General features: G+C 43.6%; 23 protein-coding genes. 7 read left to right on the top strand and 16 right to left on the bottom strand.

What is annotated here, in order from left to right; all coding sequences use genetic code 11:
• The first annotated feature begins 71 nt into the window (after positions 1–71).
• The gene (aguA, locus tag FD05_RS05380; RefSeq protein ID WP_039932554.1) at positions 72–1,160 is read left to right on the top strand and encodes an agmatine deiminase; all 1,089 of its coding nucleotides are present in this window, start codon (positions 72–74) and stop codon (positions 1,158–1,160) included.
• Between the two features lie 9 nt (positions 1,161–1,169).
• Entirely contained in the window at positions 1,170–1,958 is a 789-nt protein-coding gene (locus FD05_RS05375; protein WP_020280622.1) for a MurR/RpiR family transcriptional regulator, read from the top strand.
• A 54-nt stretch (positions 1,959–2,012) separates the two neighbouring features.
• Here FD05_RS05375 and rpmG read toward each other — a convergent pair whose 3' ends face one another.
• From rpmG to FD05_RS05340, 7 genes are all read right to left on the bottom strand, one after another.
• The gene (gene rpmG / locus FD05_RS05370; RefSeq protein ID WP_020280623.1) at positions 2,013–2,162 is read right to left on the bottom strand and encodes a 50S ribosomal protein L33; all 150 of its coding nucleotides are present in this window, start codon (positions 2,160–2,162) and stop codon (positions 2,013–2,015) included.
• 93 nt (positions 2,163–2,255) lie between these two features.
• Positions 2,256–3,545 (bottom strand): FAD-binding oxidoreductase, encoded by a 1,290-nt coding sequence (locus FD05_RS05365; protein ID WP_020280624.1) that lies wholly within the window; start codon positions 3,543–3,545, stop codon positions 2,256–2,258.
• The gene (locus FD05_RS05360; RefSeq protein WP_020280625.1) at positions 3,542–4,321 is read right to left on the bottom strand and encodes an FAD:protein FMN transferase; all 780 of its coding nucleotides are present in this window, start codon (positions 4,319–4,321) and stop codon (positions 3,542–3,544) included. Before FD05_RS05360 ends, FD05_RS05365 begins: the two co-directional genes overlap by 4 nt.
• 11 nt (positions 4,322–4,332) lie before the next feature.
• The gene (locus FD05_RS05355) at positions 4,333–4,815 is read right to left on the bottom strand and encodes an FMN-binding protein (RefSeq protein ID WP_039932555.1); all 483 of its coding nucleotides are present in this window, start codon (positions 4,813–4,815) and stop codon (positions 4,333–4,335) included.
• Between the two features lie 204 nt (positions 4,816–5,019).
• Positions 5,020–6,852 carry a heavy metal translocating P-type ATPase gene (locus tag FD05_RS05350; protein ID WP_020280627.1) on the bottom strand — a complete coding sequence of 611 codons (1,833 nt, stop codon included), beginning with the start codon at positions 6,850–6,852 and terminating at the stop codon, positions 5,020–5,022.
• A gap of 141 nt (positions 6,853–6,993) precedes the next feature.
• Positions 6,994–7,980, bottom strand: a complete 987-nt coding sequence (locus FD05_RS05345) for an ADP-ribosyltransferase (RefSeq protein ID WP_039932558.1) — start codon at positions 7,978–7,980, stop codon at positions 6,994–6,996.
• Between the two features lie 160 nt (positions 7,981–8,140).
• Entirely contained in the window at positions 8,141–9,010 is an 870-nt protein-coding gene (locus tag FD05_RS05340) for an aldo/keto reductase (protein WP_039932707.1), read from the bottom strand.
• A 227-nt stretch (positions 9,011–9,237) separates the two neighbouring features.
• Here FD05_RS05340 and FD05_RS05335 point away from each other — a divergent pair, with 227 nt between their 5' ends.
• From FD05_RS05335 to ppx, 3 genes are read left to right on the top strand one after another with little or no spacing between them, the layout of a single operon-like run.
• On the top strand, positions 9,238–10,788 hold the full coding sequence (locus FD05_RS05335; RefSeq protein ID WP_020280631.1) for a Ppx/GppA phosphatase family protein: 1,551 nt from the start codon (positions 9,238–9,240) through the stop codon (positions 10,786–10,788).
• Positions 10,785–12,962 (top strand): RNA degradosome polyphosphate kinase, encoded by a 2,178-nt coding sequence (locus FD05_RS05330; protein WP_020280632.1) that lies wholly within the window; start codon positions 10,785–10,787, stop codon positions 12,960–12,962. Before FD05_RS05335 ends, FD05_RS05330 begins: the two co-directional genes overlap by 4 nt.
• Positions 12,962–13,915 carry an exopolyphosphatase gene (ppx, locus tag FD05_RS05325; RefSeq protein ID WP_020280633.1) on the top strand — a complete coding sequence of 318 codons (954 nt, stop codon included), beginning with the start codon at positions 12,962–12,964 and terminating at the stop codon, positions 13,913–13,915. The genes FD05_RS05330 and ppx overlap by 1 nt, the downstream gene beginning before the upstream one ends.
• A 54-nt stretch (positions 13,916–13,969) precedes the next feature.
• Here ppx and FD05_RS05320 read toward each other — a convergent pair whose 3' ends face one another.
• The 9 genes from FD05_RS05320 to FD05_RS05280 all read right to left on the bottom strand — a co-directional run bounded on the left by FD05_RS05320 (position 13,970) and on the right by FD05_RS05280 (position 24,137).
• The gene (locus tag FD05_RS05320; RefSeq protein ID WP_020280634.1) at positions 13,970–15,070 is read right to left on the bottom strand and encodes a VanZ family protein; all 1,101 of its coding nucleotides are present in this window, start codon (positions 15,068–15,070) and stop codon (positions 13,970–13,972) included.
• Between the two features lie 18 nt (positions 15,071–15,088).
• Positions 15,089–16,156 (bottom strand): YdcF family protein, encoded by a 1,068-nt coding sequence (locus tag FD05_RS05315; protein WP_051990586.1) that lies wholly within the window; start codon positions 16,154–16,156, stop codon positions 15,089–15,091.
• Positions 16,157–16,301: 145 nt separating this feature from the next.
• Positions 16,302–16,712: a Spx/MgsR family RNA polymerase-binding regulatory protein gene (locus tag FD05_RS05310; RefSeq protein ID WP_039932559.1), complete on the bottom strand. Its 411-nt coding sequence runs from the start codon at positions 16,710–16,712 to the stop codon at positions 16,302–16,304.
• A gap of 654 nt (positions 16,713–17,366) precedes the next feature.
• On the bottom strand, positions 17,367–18,263 hold the full coding sequence (gene metF, locus FD05_RS05305; protein ID WP_020280638.1) for a methylenetetrahydrofolate reductase [NAD(P)H]: 897 nt from the start codon (positions 18,261–18,263) through the stop codon (positions 17,367–17,369).
• The gene (gene metE / locus FD05_RS05300) at positions 18,241–20,526 is read right to left on the bottom strand and encodes a 5-methyltetrahydropteroyltriglutamate--homocysteine S-methyltransferase (protein ID WP_020280639.1); all 2,286 of its coding nucleotides are present in this window, start codon (positions 20,524–20,526) and stop codon (positions 18,241–18,243) included. Before metE ends, metF begins: the two co-directional genes overlap by 23 nt.
• A 179-nt stretch (positions 20,527–20,705) precedes the next feature.
• Positions 20,706–21,179: an S-ribosylhomocysteine lyase gene (locus FD05_RS05295; protein ID WP_020280640.1), complete on the bottom strand. Its 474-nt coding sequence runs from the start codon at positions 21,177–21,179 to the stop codon at positions 20,706–20,708.
• Positions 21,180–21,592: 413 nt separating this feature from the next.
• Positions 21,593–22,243 (bottom strand): TetR/AcrR family transcriptional regulator, encoded by a 651-nt coding sequence (locus FD05_RS05290; RefSeq protein WP_020280641.1) that lies wholly within the window; start codon positions 22,241–22,243, stop codon positions 21,593–21,595.
• A 9-nt stretch (positions 22,244–22,252) separates the two neighbouring features.
• Positions 22,253–23,422, bottom strand: a complete 1,170-nt coding sequence (locus FD05_RS05285; RefSeq protein WP_039932562.1) for an ABC transporter permease — start codon at positions 23,420–23,422, stop codon at positions 22,253–22,255.
• The gene (locus FD05_RS05280; RefSeq protein ID WP_020280643.1) at positions 23,400–24,137 is read right to left on the bottom strand and encodes an ABC transporter ATP-binding protein; all 738 of its coding nucleotides are present in this window, start codon (positions 24,135–24,137) and stop codon (positions 23,400–23,402) included. Before FD05_RS05280 ends, FD05_RS05285 begins: the two co-directional genes overlap by 23 nt.
• Before the next feature lie 273 nt (positions 24,138–24,410).
• Here FD05_RS05280 and FD05_RS05275 point away from each other — a divergent pair, with 273 nt between their 5' ends.
• Together FD05_RS05275 and FD05_RS05270 are read left to right on the top strand one after the other, a co-directional pair.
• Positions 24,411–25,784, top strand: a complete 1,374-nt coding sequence (locus FD05_RS05275; RefSeq protein ID WP_020280644.1) for a cytosine permease — start codon at positions 24,411–24,413, stop codon at positions 25,782–25,784.
• Position 25,785: 1 nt separating this feature from the next.
• Entirely contained in the window at positions 25,786–26,385 is a 600-nt protein-coding gene (locus FD05_RS05270) for a pentapeptide repeat-containing protein (RefSeq protein WP_039932563.1), read from the top strand.
• Positions 26,386–26,387: the final 2 nt, after the last annotated feature.

Raw genomic sequence — 26,387 nt, 5'->3', positions numbered from 1 at the left:
GTTGTTGCAATGTTGTTAGTGCTTACACTAATTAAATGTTATTATTGAACGAGAAAATATCGAGGTGAATTATGAAAATAAAGAACACAACTCCACAACAGGATCAATACAGTGTGGCACCCGAATGGCACCGGCATCAGCAGGCCTACATGATGTGGCCGGAACGCACCGACAACTGGCGGGATGGGGCCAAACCGGCTCAAAAGGTATTCGCAGAAGTGGCTGCCAAAATCAGCAAGTACGAACCCTTAACGATGCTGGTCTCTCGTAAGCAATACGAGCATGCCCTTCATGCCATGCCGGAAGCAGTTCGGGTGGTCGAAATGAGTTATAACGATTCATGGATGCGCGATGTTGGACCAACTTATTTGGTCAATCCACAAAACGGAGTTCGATCAGTCAGCTGGCAGTTCAATGCTTGGGGCGGTTTGGTGGATGGTCTCTACTTCCCTTGGGATCAGGATAACCTGGTGTCGGAAAAAGTGAGTGATCTGGATCGAATTGATCATTATGATGTCGACTTTGTCTTGGAAGGCTCTGCTTACCAGACAGATGGCGAGGGGACTTTGATTGCCACCGAGGAATCGGTTTTGTCTGAGGGACGTAATGGCCAGATTGAAAAAGCCACAGTTGAAGCCATCTTTAAAAAATATCTGAACGTGACTAAAATCATTTGGCTCGAACGCGGTTATTTTATGGATGAAACCAACGGCGACGTTGATAACATGGTTAACTTTGTCCGGCCTGGGGAAGTGGCCCTCACTTGGACTGAAGATGAGTCGGATCCGATGTATGAAATCTGTCATGAAGCTTTGGCGATATTAGAAAAAGTAACCGATGCGCAGGGGCGTCACTTAAAGATTTATCGAGTTCAGATGCCAAAACCACTGCTCATCACTAAAGCAGAAAGTGAAGGCGTTGACCCAGTTAACGGGCGATTACCACGTTATGAAGGCGACCGGTTGATGGCAACTTATATCAACTGTTATTTAGCGAATGGTGCCGTGATTTTACCAGTCTTTGGTGATGAACACGATGAGGCGGCAATTAGTCAGTATCAGGCCATTTTCCCAGACAGAACCATTGAACCCGTGTATGCACGTGAATTACTGCTTGGTGGCGGGGACATCCACTCGATTGTCCTTGGCGTGCCGGATTAGGGGATTCTTATGAACTTTTTTGAGATTATCAAACCTTACGTTGAAAAACTAAATAAAAACGAATACGGATTACTCGATTATGTCATCAAAAATATGGATCAGATTCAAAATAAGAGTATTCGAGAAATTGCGGCCGCCTGCTATGTTTCAACGACGACCTTTTTGCGCTTCGTCAGAAAAATTGGCTTCTCTGGTTATAGCGAATTCAGTACCGTCATCAAATACACCGTGTTGAACAGTGATCAACACGATGACAAGGCGGAACCATTTGTTGAAGAACAAACGCAATACCGCAACGAGTATCTCAAGAACATTGAGGAGACTGTCCGGGTATTGGATGAGCGTAAATTATTGAAGATATGTAAGGCTTTGGATCATCAGCCGAAACTGTACTTTTTTGCCAAAGGTTTCAGTAAATATTCTGCAGAATATATTGAGTATTTGTACACCCTCAATGGCTTTATTGTGATCTTTCCCAAGAACCATGAGCAGCGTCGATTAGCTTATCGAAATGTGAAACATGATGACGTAATCTTTGTTTTTGATTACGAGGGTGAGGATGATGAGCTGATTCAAATCATCCAAAACCTCCAGAGTCAAAAAGAGTATGCCATGTTGGTGTCCGTCACCGGAGCCAATAACAATACGATTCAGAACATGAGTGATGAAAATCTGTATTTATTCACCGATGAGTTAAAAGTCAGCGGCGTGGATATGACATCGCATGTTTCGCTGATTGTGATTATGGAACTGTTGCTATATCAATTTATGGAATATGAAAAATTAAATAAATCCTAAAAAAATCCAAGCAGCTGGCATTGTAACCAGTTGCTTGGATTTATTTTTGCTGCTCTAGTTCTTCTTTTCTTCAAACAACACGCGCTTCTTCAGCTTTGGTGAATATTTCATCAGCTTCAGACGATCTGGGTTGTTCCGACGATTCTTAGATGTTAAATATTCTTCGCCGGTTTCTTTATTACGCATTACAACGTGAATTCGCATGATTTCCCTCCTAGTTCGAAAATGGTAATTGTTACTGTTACAAATATAATGCAATTAGAATATTTGTCAACTAACCGTGGTTCGATTGGCCGCTCACCAGTCAAATTCTTCGCTATAAATTTGGCCGGCCATGACACCATGTCGGCGCAATTCGCGTTTCCAGTGGCGCATCATTTTACTTGGCCCGCCGATCAGAAAAAGTGTGTTTCGCTGCCAATCATTGGGCAGACTTCGCAGAACTTCCGAGATACCAAAACGACCGACTTGTTGCGCAATTTGGAAATGCTCGCGGTTTTGCCAGTTTTTGAATTTATCCCCATATATTAGATCGGCTTCTCTGTGAGCGGTGTAGAACATGCGGATATTTCGGTTGGGATGAGCGTCCACTACCGATAAGAGGGGCACAACGCCGATACCACCAGCCAGGATGACGATGTTGGTATCTTGTGGCTGATTACTCAGGAAAGTGTCGTAACGGCCGTAGCCACCCGTAAATTTAACCTGAGTGCCATCCGGAACACCATCCAGCGACCGGGTAAAGTCGCCATCGCCTCGAATCGCGAGGACAATGTTCTTTGAATCAGTTGGTGAATTGACCAGGGAAAAGGGGTGGAGCTCCCTCAAACCTTTGATAGTTGGGAAGGACATAAACACATAGTCGCCGGGAAGCAACGTTACTTTCGCGTCATCATTTGGACGAATCGTCAGTTCGCGGATGTTGTCGGCGATCTCTATATTTTTAGTCAATGTGCCACGGAAGGACCCCTTAGTGTTAGTGACCTTTGCCCAGACATATGCAACCAACACAAAGCCGCTATAAGCATAGAACCAAATCATGAACGGCGTGATTGCCACAACATAGTTAATCAAAATCACGTGAATGAATACCAGCACTGTGGCAACCAGCGTTAATCGATGAATCCAGATGGAATATTCATGTTTAAAGAGGGGCTCCAACCATTTCTTAATTATCCCAATGAAGGGGACTCGACTGGTTAACCAACCTGCCATAAAAATCAATGAATAGGCCAGGATTCCTAATAGCAACCAATACGCCCAATTTCCGGTTGTTTTGATCCAGCCCATTGATTCGGTTTCACTTTGATGGAGGTAGATCAGATAAATGGCGGCAATGCTCAGAATGCCATGAATGACATACATATCAGGAAGGCCAATGAGCCGATCCAGCCATTTTGGCCGGGTGCTTAAATAAATGGCAACCAGCATCCAAGAGTAAGCAATTGCGCCAAAATAAATCGCCTGAAATTCATCGGCATAGTCAGCCGGCAGACCCACCGCCAGCGTCTGAATCAATGGCAATGGAATGACGAATAAGATGAACATCCAAGTTAACCCTAATGCGTAATTGTGATGTTTAATCATGATTGCATGACCCCACTCTCAAATGCCACGGATCCCATCTGCTCATCAACGAAAACGCCGCTTAAGTGATGACGCTCGATTAAATGGATAAAGGTCGCAGTTCCTGCAGCAATCCCCGCGGTTGCCCAAACATCGGCTGCTACTAGGCTGTCACTGATGATTGTCACTTGCCTAATCGTGCTGGGGGTGTGTTTGATATGTTCCCCGCGTCGATTGAATCCCGAGGTGGCGACACCCTGATCGGTTAACCGATATTTACCGATGATCATGGTGTCGTCAAACGGATCCTCGATGCCAACATCCCATGTAAACCCTGAATGAGGATCGGTGGCGGCCATGATATCCCCACCACCATTTAACGAGACGCCAACAATGGCTGGGTCCGCCAGCAATGGCCGCAGACGATGATTGAAAATTGATTGAATTGCCCAGCCTTTAACCAGTCCGGTCGGGTCGTACTTGCCATTAAAATACGGATCAAAGTCGCCCTCTGTCTGATTCTTGGCGATTTCTGCGAGTGAATAGACAGTCGCAAAACTTTCGGATTCAAGCAACGCTCCAGGGTCGCCTTCTTGGAACCTAGAAACCAATGAGTCGGGTCTGAATGTCGAAAAGTCTTGATCGACATGAATGAGGTCCTTCTCAATGGCACCGGTGATTTCTTGAAAGATCTGTTGAAATCCGGGGATCTCATCTTTGAGTGCCAGACGAATTGAGAAAGGAATCGTCATCTGATTAATGACGCTGGTCTGTAAACGATACCGAGTTGTTTGCATGTTCATCACCCTCAGTTAGCTTGCTGGTTTTGGGATTCGTTGCTTCTTTTGGCTTGGTTCAAAGCATTTTGAAGTGAGGCTTTGAATCCCTTGTAAGTGACGGTTGCCCCGGAAACGTGGGTAATATTGGCACTTTGGGCTTTCACTGCTTCAGATTCATACGTCGGCAGGGCCCGTTTATTCAGTCGCCTGGAGTAATCTTCTGAATTTGGTGATTTGAGAACGGAGACATAAGTGAGCTTGCCATTTTGAATGGTTGCTCTGACTTGAACGTGTCCCCATTCGGTGCTGACACTTCGACCAGTGTAGATACCATTTAGGTACTGGCCAGTCTTGGATTTGGCTGGTGCCGTCTTTTTGGTGCTACTGGATGCTGATTCATCGGCTCTTTTGGTCGACAGGTGCCGTGGGCCGTTAAAGAATACGATGTAGCCATCGATTATCATTGAAATTCCAATTGCAATAGAGAGAAACAAGCCAATGATTTTTTTCATAATTGTCTTCACCAAACCTTTCAAATAAAGGCCAGAAATTATTTTCACCAGGATTATATGCCCATTTATATGAAAACGCTATCAACTAATCCCACTGGAATTATAATTTATCAATAACTTTGACGATTCTTAAGATGTGGGGCAAAGAAAAATGACCAACTCAGAATTTCTTCCTAATTGGTCATGAGTACAGTAATTTTTCAATTAACTTTCAAGTGGTGCTTGGTTGCCTACCGGGCTTGTCTGATGATCAATTCGAGCTCGGAGTGCCCATAAAATGGTCACGGTGTCGACAACTTCTTGGAACATGGCGCCAATGATTGCGGGGATGACGCCAAAGCTGGCAATCAGCATCAGAATCGTACAAATGGCGATCCCAATCAGAACTGATTGCTTGGCGACGTTCATTGTATCCTCGGAAATGGTGACGGCCTTGCTGACTAAGGATAAGTCATCTTTTAAGACAACTGCGTCGGCTGATTCACTGGCCGCAGTTGCCCCGTGGGCTCCCATTGCGATGCCGACATCTGCTGTTGCAAGAGATGGGGCATCGTTGACGCCATCGCCAACCATCACAACTGGTCGGTGTTTTTTATCGACTTGTTTGATGACATCAATTTTTTCTTGCGGCAGACGTTCTGCATATACTTTATCAATGTCCACTCGGTCGGCAATCTCTTCGGCAATTGGTTTTCGATCACCAGAGATCATCATAATCTGACTGGCACCATGGGCGTGGAGACTATCCATGACGGCTTTAGCCTCAGGACGTAATTCGTCAGAAAATGACACGTAACCAACGTAATGACCGTCAACTGAAACGTAGACAGTGGTTTGGTCCAAGGTGTTGATGGGGTCATCAGAGACAAATGATGCCTTACCGACTTTCACCGTTTGACCATTGATTGTGGCCTGAACGCCTTTGGCGGTGGTTTCAATCACGTTGGTTGCGGTTGGAATATTGTTCGGAATCGCTGCAACTAATGAGCGGGCCAAGATGTGGCTGGACTGCTGCTCAGTGCCTGCAGCCAATGCCAGAACCTGATCTTTGGTATAACCATCAACTGCGTACACTTGGTTAACGGTCAAATGACCCTTGGTGATCGTGCCAGTTTTGTCGAATGCAAAAGTTTTAGCGTTGGCAAGTTTTTCAATAATCGTTCCACTTTTGACGATAATTCCATTTCGACTGGCACGACTCATGCCGGATACCAATGCAATTGGTGCGGCTAAAATGAGTGGGCAAGGGGAAGCAACCACGAGGACTTCAGCGAATCGGACCGGGTCTCCTGATACATACCAGGCAACCCCCGCTATAATGTAAGCTAAAATAGTAAATGGCGCCGCGTATCGGTCGGCCATTCGAACAAAGTGGGCCGGGGTACTCTCGGCTTGTTTAACCAGTCGGATGATGTTTTGGTACTGGCTGTCATCTGCGGTTTTGTCGGCAATCATATTGAATGAGGAATCACCGTTGATTGCACCGGACATTACCGTGCCGCCGACGCCTTTATCAATTGGGCGTGATTCGCCGGTCAATGAGGCTTCATCGATGGTGGTCGTTCCTTCGGTGATCGTACCGTCGACGGGGATGACTTCGCCAGGTTTCACGACAATGCGGTTGCCAACTTTGACTTGGTCAATTTCGACGTCGATAATTCTATCGTCAGTCATTAAGTGAGCAGACTGAGGCGAATTTTCCAGGAGGGATTGTAATTCAGAATTTGCTTTGTTGGCAGCGTAATCCTCGAGAGTATCGCCACCGGTCAGCATCAGTAGCACAATCAAAGCAGCCCAGTATTCGCCAACCGCGATGGTCGCGATCACCGCGGTAATTGCCAGCAGGTCAACGCCAAATTTACCTGAACGCAATGTTTTGACCATATCAATGAACATCAGCAGGGCAATTAAGGATCCGACCGATGAAATGAGGATTTGCGTGTACAAGGGCTGATTGAGAATGAATTGCAAAACGATGGCAATTCCAGCCACAATCAAGACACCAAGCAAACGCGTGTAGTTGGTAAGTTTACTCATAAGTCACGCCTCCAATTACAATTATTTTCTATCTAGACTATAACAGTTCTAAACTAGGAAAGCTAATTTCAGCTTTTGAGGATTGGAGGAGGTTTATCCTATAAAAAAATTCTCGAGGATTTCCTCAAGAATTCGGATTGATTATTGTTTTAAATTCAGGGTAACCAAAGTATAGTTGGTGACCACGTTGTTAGTGTGATGCTGCGCGGCGTGTCCCCGCTTTTTTACCGTCACTGCGGTGTGAACTGTTGACTGAGCTTTCTGATAGCCGGTCACAATGAGCTTGGTCCCACCCGCCATCAAATATTCTTTCTCCCCGACGTTGGTTGAAATTGGATCAATGTAGGCACCGTGGTTGCCGGCAGGTAAATTGATTTTTAAGACGATGTGTTGACTAGAGAAACCAAGGGCAATCATCTGGCTCAACGTGGAAGACGAGTATGCAGCGTCTTGATAAGATCTGCCAATTTTAACTGCGTGATTGCTCAGGGATTTTTTTACCCCAATTGCTGAAGTTCCCCGGTAAATGGTGATGGGACTGGGTAAGGTGAACGTGCGAATCCCAGCATTGATTTTAGTGATACTATCCGATACCTTTTTGGCCGCATGGTGTTGTGGTGTTCTTAATGCAGTATTGATTTTGGTATAACCTTCATTGGTATAGTACCGAATGGCTTTGATTTGAGATTTCTTCAAGCTGCTCGACCACTTTTTAGAGGCTGATGAAAGTCGTTTGGCTGTTTGTGAATTATTCTTGACGCCAGTCGTATTATAGACAACTGACTTCGGGTTGTTCAAAAGGTACTTTTGTTTTTTACCTTGGAGCGATACAACGACTCCTTGACCTGAACGGGCGTGATTTTGAATGGCTAACACAGCGTTTTTAGGGATGGTGAGTGTGCGGTGACTCACTGGCTTCCCAGCCGAAAGCTTATAAAGCTTGGCGGGCTTTCGAGTTACCAGAAAATGTCGACCAATATTTTTGAGTTTTACATGGTACGATGTTGAAACGCGGGTGGTCGTATGACCATCCACTTCGGTTTTGACCGAATTTGCACTGGCTGGCATCTGAACTGTTAAGCCGATCATAGCAGTTACTACCAGAATTGGTAGTCGTAGTTTTAGCATCCTAACCCATCCCTTCAAAATGTTATGCCACATTTTACACTGATTACGCAGCATTTCAAGTGATGCTCGCGAGGATGGGAATGGTTTAAGTGAGATTTGTACACAAAAAGTGGCCTGCTTTTATTTTGAAAGCAGGCCGCCATTTTGACAAAGCACTCTATTATTTTGAAAGTTTACTCAAAGTATCGAAATCTTCATCCGACAATTTTACGTTTGCTGCAGCGACATTATCTTCCAAATGTTCGATTGAGCTGGTCCCGGGAATTGGTAGAATATTTGGTGAGCGTTTCAGCAGCCAAGCCAAAGCAATTTGAGCTTCGGAAACATTATATTTCTTGGCAATTGCACTTAATGGGCTGTCAGCACCAACGAGTTTTCCGGTATCCAATGGGAACCATGGAACAAAGGCCATATGCTGGCTCTCTGCGTAATCTACAACGTCATCGTCACCATGATTAGAGACATTGTAGAGGTTCTCAATGGCGTCAATTTTAGCGTATTTCTGAGCTTCCTTAATTTGGTCAACTGTCACTTGGCTCAAGCCAATGTGCTTGATTTTCCCTTCATCTTGCATCTTCTTAAGTTCACCAACTTGCTCAGCAACTGGGAAGTGACTGTCAATTCGGTGAAGGAAGACGAGATCCTCATGATCGATTCCAAGGGTCATCATAGAAACTTCGACCTGCTGACGAAGGTAGTTTGGTTCTCCATGTGGTGTCCAGATACCAGGTCCTTGACGGGTTTGACCAACTTTATCAGAAATAAAGATGTTGTCACGGTTGGCCGCACCTTTCAAGCCTTCTGCTAAATAGCGGTCGGCAAACCATGGGCCGTATGAATCCGCAGTATCAAAGAAATTAATTCCTAGTTCCGTTGCACGCGTTACTACATCAGCAGCCTTGGCAGGGTCAGCATAAGGTCCCCATGTTCCTTTGCCAGTCAGCTGCATGGTGCCATAACCCAGACGGTTCACAATAAATTGATCATCAAATTTGTAAGTTCCAGAATTTGCTGCATTTAATTCAGTCATCAATTCCACTTCTTTCTGATGAATAATTTGGTACATGTATATTTTCAAACCAGAATTGACGAATGTCAATCAGACCGTCCAAAAGATTGAAAATGAGGTGAAAGCAGGCCGGAAAACTGGAAAATTTGATTTGAAAACCTCAAACAACTTGAAAATATTGTATACTAACCTTGATGATTAAGAAATATTATAAACTGGCTTTTTAAATATAAATAGAGGGTGATCGAATGGCTGCAAAGTATTACGGGGTCATCATGGTTAATGTCCAAGGATTGGAACTATTAATTGTGAACCTAAAGAATCTCAAGCCAATTGAACACGTCAAAAAAGATATTAATCTTGGCGACGATGTTTATCAGGACCAACCAGTTAAATACGAATCAGTGAGCCGAGTTTCTGAAGCACTGACAGGTTTTATTCAAATCTTAAATGACTATGGCGTTACAAACTACAAGCTTTTTGGAAGTAGTGCCTTGTCTCAAGCTATGAATTCGGATTTTATTGCTGATCAATTGTTCCTACACACTGGCCTGAATATTGAGTGGCTTTCTTCTAGTGAAGAAACTTTTTTCAGAAATCAAAATATTTCCACCGAATTAAAAAATGATGCAGAGACAGAAAACAGTAGTAAGCAAACAATCTTTCTGGTAGGAATTACCTCTGGTGATACCACAATTACAGAATTCTATAAAGGTAAATTTTTTGATTCCACCAGTTTTGCGTTAGGCCCCATTAAAATTGCGGAGGACTTACAAAGTTTACGTGAGACGGCCCCAAATTCGATTGGCTTGTTAAATGACTACATTGATTCGAAGCTAAACGATTTTTATATTGGTAATCCAGCGAGTGTCGTTAAAAATCAACTTCCCAATAAGATCATTTTATTAGGATCTTTGCCCATGCAATCATTGGTTCAAAATTACAAAGGGGACAGTAGTAAAACAATCAGCACAGATGATTTTACCAGCTTGGTAGATGATTTGGTGGATGCTTCCGATCAATATTTGATTGAAAAGCTTCAAGTTAGCCCTGACTATATTCCTATGGTCTTACCAGAATTGTTGCTAACGCGGCGAATCCTGAGATTGACAAATGCCAATGAAATTGGTTTTTCTGATTCTGGAGTGGTTGATGGGCTCGTTAACCAAGAAGCGTTTGAACAGGGTTATTCAAAACGAGATTTTACACCTGAAATTATCCAAATGGCTTTGAACTTGTCGAAACATTATGACGTCGAGCCAATTCATCGAGACTTGGTGACAAAGTTTTCGTTACATCTTTTCGATCAATTAAAGCCGCTGCATCAACTTGGCCGACGTGAACGAATCTTGCTGCAGGTTGCCTCGATTCTTCATGATACAGGTAACTATGTTGGTATTCACGAGCATTATCTGCATTCCGAATATATCATTCTTCATTCAGAGATTATCGGTTTATCGAAGGATGACATTCGAGTAATTGCTGCTATCGCGCGGTATCACAGTTCAACGACACCTAATGAAGATTTGATTCACTTCCAGCACATATCCGCAGAAAGTAGACGATTGATCGCCAAGCTGGCAGCAATTCTCCGCCTGGCTGATGCTTTGGATGATGACCGGCAGCAAAAGATCAAGAAGATTTCAGTTTCGATCAAGGAATCCAAGGTTGTCATTACTGTGTTTAGTAATGCAAACTTGGCTTATGAAAACTGGATTTTTAACACGAAGAGTCATTTCTTCACTGAAGCTTATGGTTACCAAGCAGTTCTCAAACAAAGGGGTGTAAAAGCGAAATGACAGACAAAATTGATTTCAAAAATCCCAAATATTATAACAACCGGGAACTCAGCTGGCTGGATTTCAACGAACGTGTTTTAGACGAAGCCCGCGACAAAAATAATCCCCTACTGGAACGTGTGAAGTTTCTAGGGATTACGCAAAGCAACCTGGATGAATGGGTCATGGTTCGAGTGGCATCACTGGCTAAACTGGTTGAGGTTAAATGGGACGGTCGGGATTCATCCGGCCGTACAGCTGAAGAACAGCTGCGGGATGTGAACGTTAAGGCTCATGAAATGTTGATTCGGCAATATAGTACGTTGAACCGGTCGCTGATGCCAGCATTAAATCAAGTGGGCATTCATCTGCTAAAAGTTGGCGATTTGAGTCCGGAACAATATCAGTTTATCAAAGGGTATTTTCATGATGAACTCTACCCAGTCTTAACGCCAATGGCCGATGACAGTTCACGACCATTTCCATTCATTAATAATGATTCTCTGAATCTTTCACTTCGATTGAATAAAAAAGAAGATGAGAATGGCAAGACACTTTATGCGACCTTACAAGTCCCAAGTATTTTCTCTCGGGTGATTAAATTACCTGGCGGAGACAACGACTTCATTTTGATTGAAGATATTATTAAGCAATTTGTTGATCAATTATTTATTAACTACACCATTAAAGAAGTTTCTGTCTTCCGGGTTATCCGAGATATGGATTTGGATGTTGCTGAAGAGGATACTTCCGATCTACTCAAAAAAGTTCAGCAGCAATTGAAGCTCCGTGAACACGGGCAAGTCATTCGGTTGGAAGTTGATTCAACCATTAGCAATAAGCTTCGCAAGCGTTTGGTCAAGGAACTTCAAACAGCCGAGGATTCGGTATATGAAGTTAATGGGCCATTGGATTTGACCTTTATGAGTAAATTAGCCGGTAAGGTAACTGGTCATGATGACTTGAAATACCGACCATACACACCCTATCAACCAGAGGCGTTGAATTCAGATCATAATATTTTTGATGCGATCCAGCAGCACGATTGGCTGATGCAGCACCCTTACGACAAATTTGATTCCGTGGTTGAATTTATCCGCCAGGCATCAATTGATACTGAAGTCTTGGCCATCAAGATGACCTTGTACCGAGTTTCCGGTGATTCACCAATCATCAAATACCTTGGTCGAGCTGCTCAAAATGGTAAGCAGGTAACTGTTTTAGTCGAGGTTAAGGCCCGATTTGACGAGGAAAATAACGTTCATTGGGCTCGTCAGCTTGAAAAGATGGGCTGTCATGTCATTTATGGCTTGGTTGGGTTGAAAACCCATTCCAAGCTGTCATTAGTCGTTCGGCGTGAAGAAAATGGGATTCGCCGTTACGTTCACATGGGAACCGGTAACTATAACGATGTGACCGCCCACTTCTACACCGATTTGGGATTGTTGACTTGCAATACCGATATTGGTATTGATGTCACCAACATTTTTAACATGTTGTCCGGTTATTCACGGCCACCATATTTCCATCAGCTGCACATTTCACCAAACGGCATTCGGGAGTTTATCACCGAACGATTGAATGAGTCGATCAAGTACGCCGAAGCAGGACGTCCAGTCCATGTTCAAATGAAAATGAACTCACTGTCTGATCAAGAAATGATTGCCAAGTTATACGAAGCTTCTCATGCCGGTGTCAAAGTTGATTTGATTGTCCGAGGAATCTGCTGTCTTAAGACAGGGATCAAGGATGTTAGTGAGAATATTACCGTCCATTCAATTGTCGGTCGCTTTCTTGAACACAGTCGAATTTATATGTTTAATTTCGATGGCGATCAACAAGTGTTCCTTGCAAGTGCAGATTTGATGACCCGAAACTTGAATCGACGAGTTGAACAGCTTTTCCCAGTTCTTCAGCCTGATCTAGCGCAGAGAGTGGTGGATATCTTTACCACAATGTGGAATGATAATGTTAAGACTCGAACGATGGATAAAGACGGAGTATACAAACGAGTTGATCGCAGAGGTCGCGAGCCGTTGGACTCTCAAGCCTATTTTGCAGCGCAAGCCACCAAATTGGCGAAAGCTCAACAGAGCGAATCACGGCCAAAAGGTGGCGCTCAGTTCCAACCAATGATGAGCCCACAGAATCAACCCGATCCGTTAAATGATGAAGATGGGGGAGACGCAGACTAATGGAAAATTTTGCGGTAATTGATTTAGGCTCTAACTCAGTTCGAATGACAATTAGCAGGATTAGCAACGATGGTACTTACGACACAGTTGCAGAAGAAAAACAGTATGTCCGTTTGTCAGAGAATATGGGTGCTGAAAAAATTCTCCAACCAGATGCAATTGAGCGGACAATCGAGGCCCTAAAAGGCTTCAAGGAAATCTATTCTAAACTCGATCACCTGACTATCAGGGCTGTTGCAACGGCGGCTGTTCGCCAAGCGACTAACCAAAAACAATTCTTAAAGCGAGTGAAGAGTGACATTGGCATTGACTTAGAGGTCATTTCAGGTACTAGAGAAGCCTATTACGATTATGTGGGTGTCAGTGAAACCTTGCCAGCTACTAATGGCGTCATTATTGACACTGGTGGTGCCAGCGCGGAAATTATCCTAGTTCAAAATGGGAAGGTCAGCAACCTCATCAGCATTCCAATTGGGTCAGTGACCTTATCGTCTAAATTTGATCTGGCTGACGAAGTTTCTGCAACTGAAGTGTTCAAAGCGATGATCTTCGTGAACAAAATTTTCCAAAGTGTCTGGTGGCTCCGAAATGGTTTGAACCTGCCAATTATTGGCTTGGGCGGTAGTAATCGAACCTTGGCTAAAATCAATCGCCGCTTTAACAATCTATTAAATACTAACGACATTCACGGATACCAACTGCGGGATGATTCAATCAATGAAACTTTCGAAAAAATTATCAGTATGAACCGTGAAGAACGCAAAAAAGTTCCTGGTATTAACAAAGAACGAGCAGACATCATCGTTGGTGGTTTGATTCCCGTCATTCTCCTGATGAATTATCTGGATTCAGACCGGATTATGTTCTCAACTAGCGGTTTGCGTGAAGGAATTTTATTTGAAAGATTACATGATATTATTCAGACTAATATCAAGAAAAAAGAACAATCATAATTCAAAAATGGAAGCCTCAAATTTGAGAGCTTCCATTTTTGTGTTCCAAGATATTTATTTAATTGGTTTAGTATCCGTTCCACTTAATCGTTCAAAAAACAGTAAATGCTTCTGTGAGAACCAATCGATCAACAAGTCGACGAGCACCAACAATAAGAAGAATGACAGGATCAATACCCAGTGCAAAATATTATCCAGCTGTGATGTAGGGGCGGTGCCGGTCATGTCCAGTAAGCGACCGATTACCTCATACAGACCACCGATAACCCCATAACCGAACAAATTACGGACCAGAATTCTGATCCAGCTGGCATTTTGACCTTGAAGATCGACGATTCGGATGCCAACCAGCCGCATACCAATCGTTCGTTGGGTAAACAGTTCGAAGCCGAGAATGAAGACTACGAAGCAAATGGCAGTTCCAATCCAATCAGGTTTTAAGAAAATACCAAACACTGAGCTGACAATGCTGATGATAATCCAATCAACTGCCAACGCTGCAATTCTTCTAACAGGTGAAACATTCCGGCTGAGTGCCATGGTCCGGGTGGTGACGTCCTGCTTGGTTGGCAGAATTGGCGACAGGATCTTCGCACCCCAGGCACCGATAATACCACCAGTTGTGTTTAACAACAGATCGTCGACATCGAACAGACGATAAGGTCGTGGGTAGATGCCGTAAAGTCCCGAAATTTGAGTTAACTCAAAGAACAATGACAGACAAAAGCTGAACAGAATCGTTTGTTTCCATGAACGCTGGAAATAATAGTGCATGTAAAAACCAAATGGCACGGTTAAGAAGATGTTAAAGACCGGCTGAATCACAGTCGGGGCTTTTAATGCGGCGACCCAAGTTCCCGGATGGGTCAGCGAAAACGGATTGTATTTGATAAATTCCGTCACAAACGTAAACGGTACAAAGTTGTGTGTCGGCGTGGTTAGATGGCGGACAAAAGACTGTGATGGCAATGGTAGAATCGTCAGGAAGTAAGCACACAGCATGTAGAACACAAAGGTGTAAATCATGAAGATGCTCCACTTCGGCAACGCACCGTATCGATGATAACTAAATAACAGAATGGGTAAGGTGATTAAAATGGCTAACATTGGAAAAATAATGGCTGCAGTATAAATAACGTGAATATATGATGACATGAGGTTCTCCTAAGTTCTTTATTTAATTGGGGTCATGGGGACAAATGCGACCGTGAGACCCATGATGATTGCTAATAAAATGATGCCAATGAAGATGGCGATATTCCAACGCTTGTTCATGACTAAGAATGCCAAGTGTTCGCGAATAACCGCATTTGGCAGGAAATAAAATGGTGTTGGTGCACCGACGCCGGTCGCATCAAATTTTAATTTGCGGGCATAAATGCCGGCGCGTAGTGTGTGATAGTTGTTGCTGACGAAAATCACTTTACTGTCAGTCTTACCGCTGTCTTTTTCGATGATCTGGCGGGAAAACTGGAGGTTTTCTTTGGTGTTGACGGATTTGTTTTCAATCAAGGTATCCGTTTCAGGCACGCCATGTTCAACCGCATATTTCTGCATCGCTTCACCTTCTGGCAGGAGTTCGTCACCGCCTTGGCCGCCAGAAAATATCAGCTTGGGATGCTTGCCGGTTTCGGCAATCTCTTCGTGGTAGAACTGAATCCCTTTGTTGATTCGATTTCCCAGCAGTCGACCGACTTTATAACCATCGATCAACCCACTGCCTAAGACAATGATGTAATCCTTATCTTTCTTGGGAAAGTATAGCCGATACAAAATGATCGATGAAATGGTATTCCATACGGTCAGCATCACGTACCCGATCAATAGGGTCAAAAAGGTTGTCGCAAATGCCTGCAGCCAAGCTGGGCCGAACTGAGGGTTAAAGAAGAATAGGATATCGACGCCAACCACGCCAACTCCCGCAATCAAAGTGAGCGAACTGCTTAAGCTATATCCTTCGCGCCGCCAGACAATAAATGCATTGATGAAGAAAAAGACAAAGCTGAGGGTTAATCCCAAAAAGACGATGATTGATACAAGTGCGATCAACAGACTAAAACCGATGACCCAAAAACGGTTATTATAGATAGAAATCAGTTGAATGAAAAGGATCAGCATGACTAACAGGGAAAGGTTGGCCCAGACCCCGAGCAGCAGTGAATTCCGTCGTTTAATCAAATATGTAGAAAACAGGCTGAGCAATCCGACCAATAAAATGGCTGTTGGTATCAAAATAGACATAGACATAGACATAGACATAGACATAGGCAACCCTCCCAGGCAATAAAATGAATAATTAATGAACACATTATCTATAATACCAGAAAAAAAGAAGCTCGCGGTAATTCAAACCGTTCAGCTTCTATTATTTGTTGTTTAATTTTCTTCACGCAGTGACTCCCGATTCAGCATTTTCCAACATCACATCCAGTAATGCTTTTCTAGCCGCTCTGGGCAGGAAACTCCGGATGTTTTCTTCGCTAAAGCCTACCTGAAGCTGTCGGTCGTTAAAAATCAGTGGCCGACGGATCAAATCCTGATGCTCAACCATCAAGTCAATTAGCTGGGAAATTCGTAAGTTGTCAAAATTAACTTTGAGTTTCTTGTAACTGATGCATCGGGTCGAGATGAGGTCTTCAGTCCCATTTTCAGATAAACGCAGAATCTGTTTGAGTTCGTCGTGGGTTAAAGGGTGTTTGGAGATGTCTCTTTCATTGAATGGAATATCATGATCGAGTAACCATCTTTTTGCCCGCCGGCACGAGGAACTGCTGGGTGCTACATATAAGTTGAGCATAGTTGCCATCTCCTTAAAAGACTTCGACGACAATTGGATTGATGTGCTGGCCATCAATCTCTCCCCACTGTTATATTATCATAGTTATAACCAAAGTCAAATACCCAGCATAAGAATGTCATTAATAGAATACCGTTATATCGGGCTTTTTAACGGCCACTAAAATGTTAAGTAATCTTTAACATTTAGGGCCTGAAATTTCAATTTTAGCGTTTTTCTTAAGCCTCTGAACAATCACCCGAAAAATGACTGGATTTAAGCTTCGATTAAGTTGGCACGGGTAATCTATAAACAATCAAACGAGAAAGAAGGGATGCACCAAGTTATCTCAATGGTTAATGCGAATTGAGAATCGCAGCCAAGTCTTAATCGTTGATTAGAAGAAAGTCTCCTCCAAGTTATCTTTCTTCAAGCAAATAGTGTTCACTAGGTATAAATGAAAGGAAGTCGTTGAATGAATCGGAAAAGAATTTACTATACGTCGGGAATCGCTGCTACAGCAGTTGTCTTGATGATTGTGAGTCGAATGACCCATCGCCCGCGTTTGAATTACATTGGCAATTAGACCAGCTCATCTCCTCCAAGTTGAATGGTCACATCAAAATAGCTGTGTCATCTAATCGTTCAAGCCGATTACGTTGACACAGCTATTTTTTATTGATTTGCAGTTTGTTTAGCCAAATCTGCCGCCGCAAAGACTGACTTGGTTTCATCCCAAATCCGTTTAGCAATTTTTGATTTGTTCATTGTATAAAGATGAATGCCATCAACACCCTGGGAAACCAAGTCGATGATTTGGTCGACCGCAAAGGCGATGCCGGCATCTAACATCGCTTCTTCACTATTTTGGTACCGGTCCATGATGGCCGCAAACTTCTTAGGAATTGGGACGCCGGAAATTTGGGTGATCCGTTCAATTTGATTTTTGTTGGTGCAGGGCATGATCCCCGCTTCAATGGGCACGTGAATGCCAGCAATTTCGGTCTTTTCTTTGAAATCATAAAATGCTTGATTGTCAAAGAATAACTGACTGATCAGGTGGTCAGCGCCGGCATCGACTTTTTCTTTTAAATGGGTGATATCGTCCACGAAGTCCGGGGCCTCAGTGTGACAGTTGGGATAACACGCGCTGGCAATGCTAAAATCTGGGCGTTGTTCGTGGACAAATTGAACCAGTTCATTGGCATGATTGAAATCACCCGCTGGTTCTTTGCCAGGAATCTTATCCCCTCTGAGTGCCAAAATGTTCTTCACGTTGATACTATCCAAACGATCAAGTAATGCCAACACTTCAGACTTGGTTTGATACAAACCAGGAACATGAGAGATCGCCGGAATATTCAGTTTGTTTTGAATTATATTGGCAATCTCCACGGTTCCGTCGCAATGCTCAGTTCCCCCGGCCCCCAAAGTGACCGAAATAAAATCAGGGTTGATTGACTGCAGCCGTTTAAGAGTTGGCAGGATTGCATCAGTGGGTGAGCTTTTCTTGGGTGGAAAGACTTCCAGCGAAAAGACGGTTTTAGTTTTAAATAACGCCGTTAGGCTCATTGATCTCACTCCTAACCTTCTTGGTGGCATCCACGATGTTCTTCAGACTTTCAAACGATTCTTCTTCAGAACGGGTCTTCAAGCCACAGTCCGGGTTGATCCAAACTTTTTCAACTGGTAATTTGGCAACCAATTGCTTAATCAAACCTTCAACCTCTTGTTCGGACGGAATTCGTGGTGAATGAATGTCGTAAACTCCGGGCCCGACTTCGGTCTGGAATTTGGCGGCAACTAGTTGATCGATCAAAGTAAAATCAGCACGTGATGCTTCAAAGGAAATCACATCGGCATCCAATGCATCGATTGCTTTAATGATGTCGCCAAATTCGCTGTAGCACATATGCGTGTGGATTTGCGTGCTTGGTTGAACTTTGCTGTGAACGAGTCGGAAGGCTGGAACTGCCCAGTCGAGGTATTCAGAATACCAATTTGATTTTCTTAATGGCAGGTTTTCACGCAAGGCTGGTTCGTCGATTTGGATAATCTTAATATCGTGTTTTTCCAAGTCGAGGACTTCATCTTGAAGTGCCAGGGCAATCTGCGTAACGGATTCTTTAGGGGCGACATCTTCACGTGGAAATGACCAGTTGAAGATCGTAACCGGCCCTGTCAGCATACCTTTCATTGGCTTGTCGGTAAGGTTCTTGGCAAAGACTGAAGCAGCAACGGTAATCGGAGCGGTTCGGCTAATGTCACCCCAGATGATTGGTGGCTTGACGCCTCGTGTGCCGTATGATTGAACCCAGCCATTTTGAGTGAAGACAAATCCGTCTAATTTTTCGCCAAAGTATTCTACCATGTCGTTTCGCTCATATTCGCCGTGGACCAACACATCCAAACCGATTTTTTCTTGAATTTTGACGATTCGACGAATTTTATCTTCATTGAACTTGTCGTATTCTTCTTGAGTGATTTCACCTTTGCGAAGCTTGGATCGATTTTGACGAACGTCCTTGGTCTGTGGGAATGAGCCAATCGTGGTGGTTGGCAAAATTGGTAAGTTGAATTCTTTCTTTTGAATCTTTTCCCGTTCAGCGCGTGCAGGTAAACGGGTATAGTCTGCGTCAGTCAAGCTTGAAATTCGGTCATGAACCGCTTCATTGAAGGGATGCTTGACGTTGCGGAAGAGCGCGTCGTTTTTGTCCAAAGCGGCTTTGCCATCGGCTTCATCGTGATAGATTGAATCAAGTTCTTTGATTTCAGCGAGCTTTTCAATAGCGAAAGCCAAATGCTGCTTGACGTCTGACGGTACCTTGGTTTCATCTTCCGCGGTATATGGCACGTGGAGCAGGGAAGCCGAGCTGCTTAAGACAACTTTTGCATCAGTATTGAGACTGTTTAGCAAGTCGATGGTCTTGGCATAATGGTTGCGCCAGATGTTCTTGCCATTAACGACGCCCGCGAAGAGCACTTTGTCAGCTGGAAAACCATTTTGTTTAACCAGTTCCAAGTTGTACTTACCTTCAACAAAGTCCAAGCCGATGCCATCAAAATCGAGGCTGGTGACATCATTGTAAATATCTCGGATATCGCCAAAATAGTTTTGCAGGAGAATTTTAGCAGACCCTTTAGCTGCCAGAATGCCTTGGTATAACTTGTCGAATAATGATTTTTCTGCGGAATCGACATCGAAGCTGAGTGCGGGTTCGTCGATTTGAATCCAGTCAACTCCCTGCTGGTTAAGACGCTTGATGACAGCAGAGTAGGCGCTGATTAAGGCATCGACAAAGTCATTTGGCGTCGTGCCATCGATGAAGCGGCTGAGTTTTAAGAGGGTGTAAGGACCGGTAATGACAGCCTTGGTGTTGATGCCCAACTTAAGGGCTTCGTCAACCTCGTCGAACAATTTGGCCCCAACGAGTTTGATATCAGTTGATTTTGAAAATTCTGGGACAATGTAATGGTAATTGGTGTTGAACCATTTCTTCATTGGTAAAGCTTTGACAGTTTCAGAGCCGTTTTGGTAGCCACGGGCTTGAGCGAAATATTCGTCAAGAGGTGAAAGGTGCAGTGCCTTGTATCGGTCGGGAATGATGTTCAAAAGATTGGCAGTGTCCAAGACGCCGTCAAAGAATGAGAAGTCACCGACAGGAATCAGGTCGATGCCGGCAGCTTGTTGTGCTTGCCAATGGTTCTTGCGGATCTCATAAGCGGTTTTAAGTAATTCAGATTGGTCAATTTTATTTTTCCAGTAATGTTCGGTAGCAAATTTTAATTCACGATGATGACCAATGCGTGGAAAGCCGATGATGGTTGTTGTCATAGTGGTAACCTCCTAGGTTAGAGTGCGACCCAAGCCGGTTAGCTCCTGAGCATTTATTTAACAATGAGTTTTGATGCGGTTTGTGCATCGAGGCTCATTGTTGGATAAAGCGGAGGGAGCTGGCTTGGGGAGCACGTTTCAGCAGTAGTAGTAAAAACGAAAAGCAAAGCAATGGAAATCTAAATCACATGTCTTTCATAAGGATCATTCGAAATCCCCTCATCCAAGATCTTCTTACTCCATTCCTTAGCTGAGAATAATGAATGATCGCGGTAGTTCCCACAGCTGTATTTATCAACGCCAGGAACATCCTTCCATTCAACTTTGTTGGCAATTTCTTCGAGTGAACCCTTCAAAGCTTCAGCAACTTCGGTAGTGCTGTGCTCACCCCAAGTAATCAAATGAAAACCCGTGCGACATCCAAACGGTGAACAGTCAATCACGCCATCCAGACGGTCACGGAGCAGGCTGGCAAATAAATGCTCGATTGTATGCAGTCCGGCAGTTGGAATTGCGGTTTCGTTTGGTTGGGTTAATCGTAAGTCAAAATTTGAAACAACATCCCCCTTAGAACCGGTTTCAGTTGTAATTAAACGAACGTATGGTGCTTTAACCTTTGTGTGATCCAATGTAAAACTTTCAACTTTTGCCATAAATAATCTATCTCCCTATAATTTTAATTTGTCTTTAATGCTAGCATTGTCATCAGAATTTATAGAAACAAAAAAACATTCGTCCCTCACATCAGAATTAATCTGATCGAGGGGCGAATGTTTCGCTTTACCACCCTGAATTTGTATTGATTTCGCAACCAACACCTCTGAAAGTACCAAACTACGATACTCGGCGATGTAACGGTCGCACCCGGGGTTCAAGCGTTAACTTGAAACCGCTATTCAGAGTTCATGTTCGTTAGCTTATGAACCATCCTTTTTCACCAACCGGATTCTCTAAGGGTTCGTTCGCTAATTACTCTTCTCTTCAGAGCTTTAATTTACTAGCATTAAAATTTAATGATAATAATAGTCGTAGTTCTAATGATTGTCAACAGAATAACAAAAATAAATTATTTTTCCGGTGACAGACCTTTCACCAAAAACTCGACGGCTTGGTCAATCGCAGTGTCCAAATCGAATTTTCGATCAAACAAAATAATTTGGGCACCGAAGCCGGCACCGATCGAAAGAACGTACTCCAAAATTCTCGATGTGTCCCAGTCAACCAAGAGATGACGTTTTTTGAGTTTATCGATCACATTGGGAATGGTGGTTGTGAGCACGCGCTTAACTGGGATAACCAATTCTGATAATAATTGGGGATCGTTGGCTGCCTGCATGAATAGAATTTTGATAATCTGCTTGTTTTCTGTCGCAAAGGTGAGTCGGTTTTTCAAAGTGGGTCTCAAGAAATCGGCCAGACTGTCATACTTGAACTGATTCAGATCTTCTGAGAACTCCTTGGCAGCGCGTGGAATGGTCTTCGAAAATAATGGTTGAACGACGGCTTGGAGTAATTGTTCCTTGGTTTTGAACCGTTTATAAACTGTCCCTTGGCTAACACCGGCTTTGTCAGCAATGTCAGCGGTGGTTGTTGCTTCAAAGCCTTTGGATGCAAATAGTTCCAAGCAGGCTTTCAGGACCTGCTTTTGTTTTTGTGGTAAATCTTTGGTGGAATCAATATCTTCCGAATAAAACGATTGAATTGTCGTTGAAGCCATGTCTGTCACCTACACTTTCCGATATTTGCGCATTCCAATCATATTCAAAATGATGAATACTAGTAAGAATGCCAGTATAGCAGAAAATTGTGGGATGACGGCGGAAAAACTGGCTTGCTTTTGGATGACGTCAGTTAATGCACTGGCACCGTAGTACAGCGGCATAATGTGGGCAATTACCTGCAGCCAGCCGGCCATGTTGGCAACTGGGATCAAACCTGAGAAGAAGATCTGTGGAATAACGACGATCGGGATGAACTGAACCATTTGAAATTCCGATGCGGCAAAGGTTGAAACAAATAGTCCCATCGAAAGCGCGACCATCGCCAAGGCGAAACAGATCAGGAGTACGACCCAGATGCTGCCGAGAATGGAGATGCTCAATACATAGATACAGAACAGTACGATAACGGCAGTTTGAATGATCGCAACAGCCCCATAGCCAGTCAGGTAACCGTAAATGATTTCACTTCGTTTAACTGGTGTTGCCAGTAGACGATCCAAGGTCCGCGAATTCCGTTCATTCAAAAGTGAAATCCCAGAAATCAGGAAAACAAAGAAGAACACCATGAATCCCAAGAAAACAGGCAACATAGTTGTGAAGAATGACGAATCACTCTTTCCATAGAGATAATGTTGGGTTAATTTCAGATTAGTCGGTTTTTGCATATTCTTTTGTGCCGATGGCGCTGGAATCTGACTGCTCATTGTCGACGGCAGTTGTTTCTTAATTTGCTGGAGTTGAGCTTGCATCTTTATCAAGCCGGTTTTGGACTTCTTCGTCGCGGTAACCAATTGTTTCATTTGAACTTTGATTAAGGCCATTTGAACTGATTTTTTGATGATAGCTGTTTTACTTTGATCGGCATTTTGATAGGTCACGGTGAGCTTGCCGTCAGTTTTTTTGATAAAGCCGGCGTAATCTTTGTCCCGAATCGTTTTCTTTGCCGACACGTCTGAAGTCATCTTATGAATCTTGATGTGTTTGTTATCAATTGTTTTGACCAATGAGCTTGAGACGTTATAGGTGCCGATGTCGGCAACCGTGTTGGTGTTGGACTGAAACAGAAAATACATCAGTGACAAGATGAACAGGGGAGCGACGAACATCAACGCGAGTGTTCGCTTATCACGAAACATTTCAACAAAGATTCGCTTAGTTATTGTTAGAATTCTCATTTGATTTCCCCGCTTTCAAGAAGACTTGTTCCAAATTATCAACGTTGTATTCTTTTTCCAAACTGGCTGGTGAACCGTGGGTGATAATGTGGCCCTCACGAATCATTAAGAGCTCGTCACACTCGGCGGCATCCTCCATTACATGAGTGGTGATGATAATGGATTTGCCATCTTTGGCGTATTTCCTGAGTTCATCCCAAATCTGGCGACGCAACTCCGGGTCAATCCCGACAGTGGGCTCATCCAATACCAACAGATCTGGATCTTGAATCAAACTGATTGCCAAGGATAATCGGCGTTTCATTCCTCCAGAATAATTGCTAACTCGCTTGCCCAAATCCTGGTTCAGGTTAACGACACCGGCGGTATATTCGATTCGCTCATTGAGTTGGTCTTTCTTAACGCCAAACAATTGAGCAAAGAATTTGAGATTTTCGCGGCCGGTCAAGCTCTCATACAACGCATCGTCTTGAGCCATAAAGCCAATTCGTTGTAAAACTTGGCGGTTAGGCATTCGGTTGCCGAAGATGGTAACTTTGCCATCGTCCGGCTGCTCCATGCCCATGATGTTTTTAATAATCGTGGTCTTGCCGGCACCCGATGGGCCAATCAAGCCGAGAATTTCATGAGCCGATGCTGTTAAATTAACGTCGTGTAAAATGCGCTTTTTATTGAAACTCTTATCTACGTGAGTCACTGTTACGACTGCATCCATAATGATTCCTCCTCTTTGTGAGTGAGTGCTAACTCATTTACAAATCAAGTATACATCATCAAAAGTGAGTGTCAACTCACAAATTGCATTTTTTTCGTGCCTCACGTATAATGACATTAAAATTTAGTCCTTTAAATAGTCCAGCGAGTCTGTCAAGGAAGCCATTAATGAATGTTGTTTTTACCAGCAATAGTCTGGATAAAGATGCACTTCGACTCTGTCTGAGACGAAGTGCATCTTTTTAATATTTAAAGGATAACAAGGAGATCTATCATGGAAGACAAAAGTTTCGGTCGCGTTGAATCAATCTCCAAGGAACATCGGCACCAATCATATTGGGACATGTTTGCGACTTGGGTGGGTGCCAACGCGAATAACGGTACTTGGTATGTTGGCGGCGTGATCGCTGCCTGTGGGTTCGCAACTGCTTCGACAACATTAATTATCGTGGGTGTCATTACATATTTTTTGCTGGCATTGTCTGGTTATATGGGATACAAGACTGGGTTGCCGGCAATGGCGTTGACTCGAGCTTCATTTGGACTCAAGGGAAGCTTCCTGCCATCAGTCATTAACATTGTTCAGTTTATTGGTTGGGCAGCCGTGAACACTTTTATTGCAGCCACTTCGATTAGTTATATTCTCCATGACGTCTTAGGCTGGCCGGTCTATGGCAAATCTGGTGGTCTCAAGGGATTGATTTCCGGAATTATCGTCATGAGTATTTTGCATCTGCTTAGTATTTCAATGGGTGAAAAATCAGTCCGAATCATCGAGCGGATCGGGATTATTCTTGTTTTCATCTTAGTCATCTGGGAATCGATTGTTGTCTTTCAAAACGTGTCATTATCAGAAATTGTTTCCTGGCATGCACCTGCTGCGCTGAAGATGACGCCCGGACAAGCCGTTGACGTTTTGGCTGCCTTCAACTTGGCTTGGGTAACGGCTGCCAGCGACTTTACTCGTTTTTCTAAAAAGCGTTCCAGTTCGACTTGGGCACCATTCTTCGGGGCTAATCTTGGTTTAATTTGGTTTGCGATGATTGGAATTATTTCAACAATTGCCACAGCCATTACCCTGAATCATTTTGACGCTAACAATTCAGATCCATCAACGATTGCCAGCAAGCTAGGTTTGGGGGTCTTGGCAATGCTGGTCATCATCATTACCAGTACCACTGCCAACGCCGTTAATTTGATGTCAGCCGGATCGGCATTGACGAATATGACCAAGCGATTGTCACTCACTTTCAGTATTGTGCTCGTCACAATTGTGGCCGTATTTGTGACCTTTATTCCGATCTTTTATTCCACATTCTTGAACGTTTTCACCGCATTCCTGGATGGAATTGGGATGTTCTTAGGACCTGAAATCGCTATTTTCTTGACCGACTTCTACATTGTTGCCAAACGGAAATATCATGTTGACCATTTTGCCTCACGAACCGGGAAATATTGGTATACTGGTGGCATTAACTGGATTGCGTTTGCTTCATGGTTGATCGCTGTCCTGGCATACGGATATATTAAAACGGTGGCCGTTTTGGCCAATTCAGTTGGGGCAACTTTTATTTCAATGCTGATTGCGGCAGTGATTTATTTGGTTGTCAGCCGAATGGCAAATCACGGCCAGCTTCAGGAGGATTAGAGTGGCAACCATTACAAAACAAACATTGTCTTTGGATGATGTCGAACCGGACAATGAATATCTCAATTGTACGTTTACCGTTTCAAACGAATTGATTCGGATTAACGATGTCGTGTTTGATCACTGCAAATTTGAACAGAGCAATTTTGACCGTAGTGACTGGGGCTATGTCGAATTCAAGGGATGTGACTTTTTGAACGCCACATTTCATAAAAGCTATCTGTCCAACTGCAAGTTCACCAATGTACAGCTGATGGGCGCAGACCTTTCAATGGAAACGTTGGTTAAAAAATGTCAGTTTCATGATTCCAATCTGCATTACGCCAACTTCAGCGAAACGAAGATGGAAGACAGCTTTTTTGTCGACTGCAATTTGGTCGAAAGCAGCTTCCAAGCGGTCACTGTTAAAAAAGAGTTGGCCTTTAATAATTGTGAAATCAACCAGATTGACTTTTTGGATACTCACATGAAGGGAATTGACTTGTCAAAAGCGACTTTTGACGATTTGATTGTTAATCCGGAATTGATCAAAGGCCTAAAGATTAACCCTTGGCAAGCCGGCCAGATTGTCGCAATGCTGGGGGTCATTGTTGAAGATTAAGG

This window comes from Lentilactobacillus otakiensis DSM 19908 = JCM 15040 (assembly GCF_001434145.1).
Classification (GTDB): Bacteria; Bacillota; Bacilli; order Lactobacillales; family Lactobacillaceae; genus Lentilactobacillus; species Lentilactobacillus otakiensis.
The sequence above is the reverse complement of the archived record's forward strand: the minus strand, read 5'-3'. Positions and strand labels throughout refer to the sequence as shown.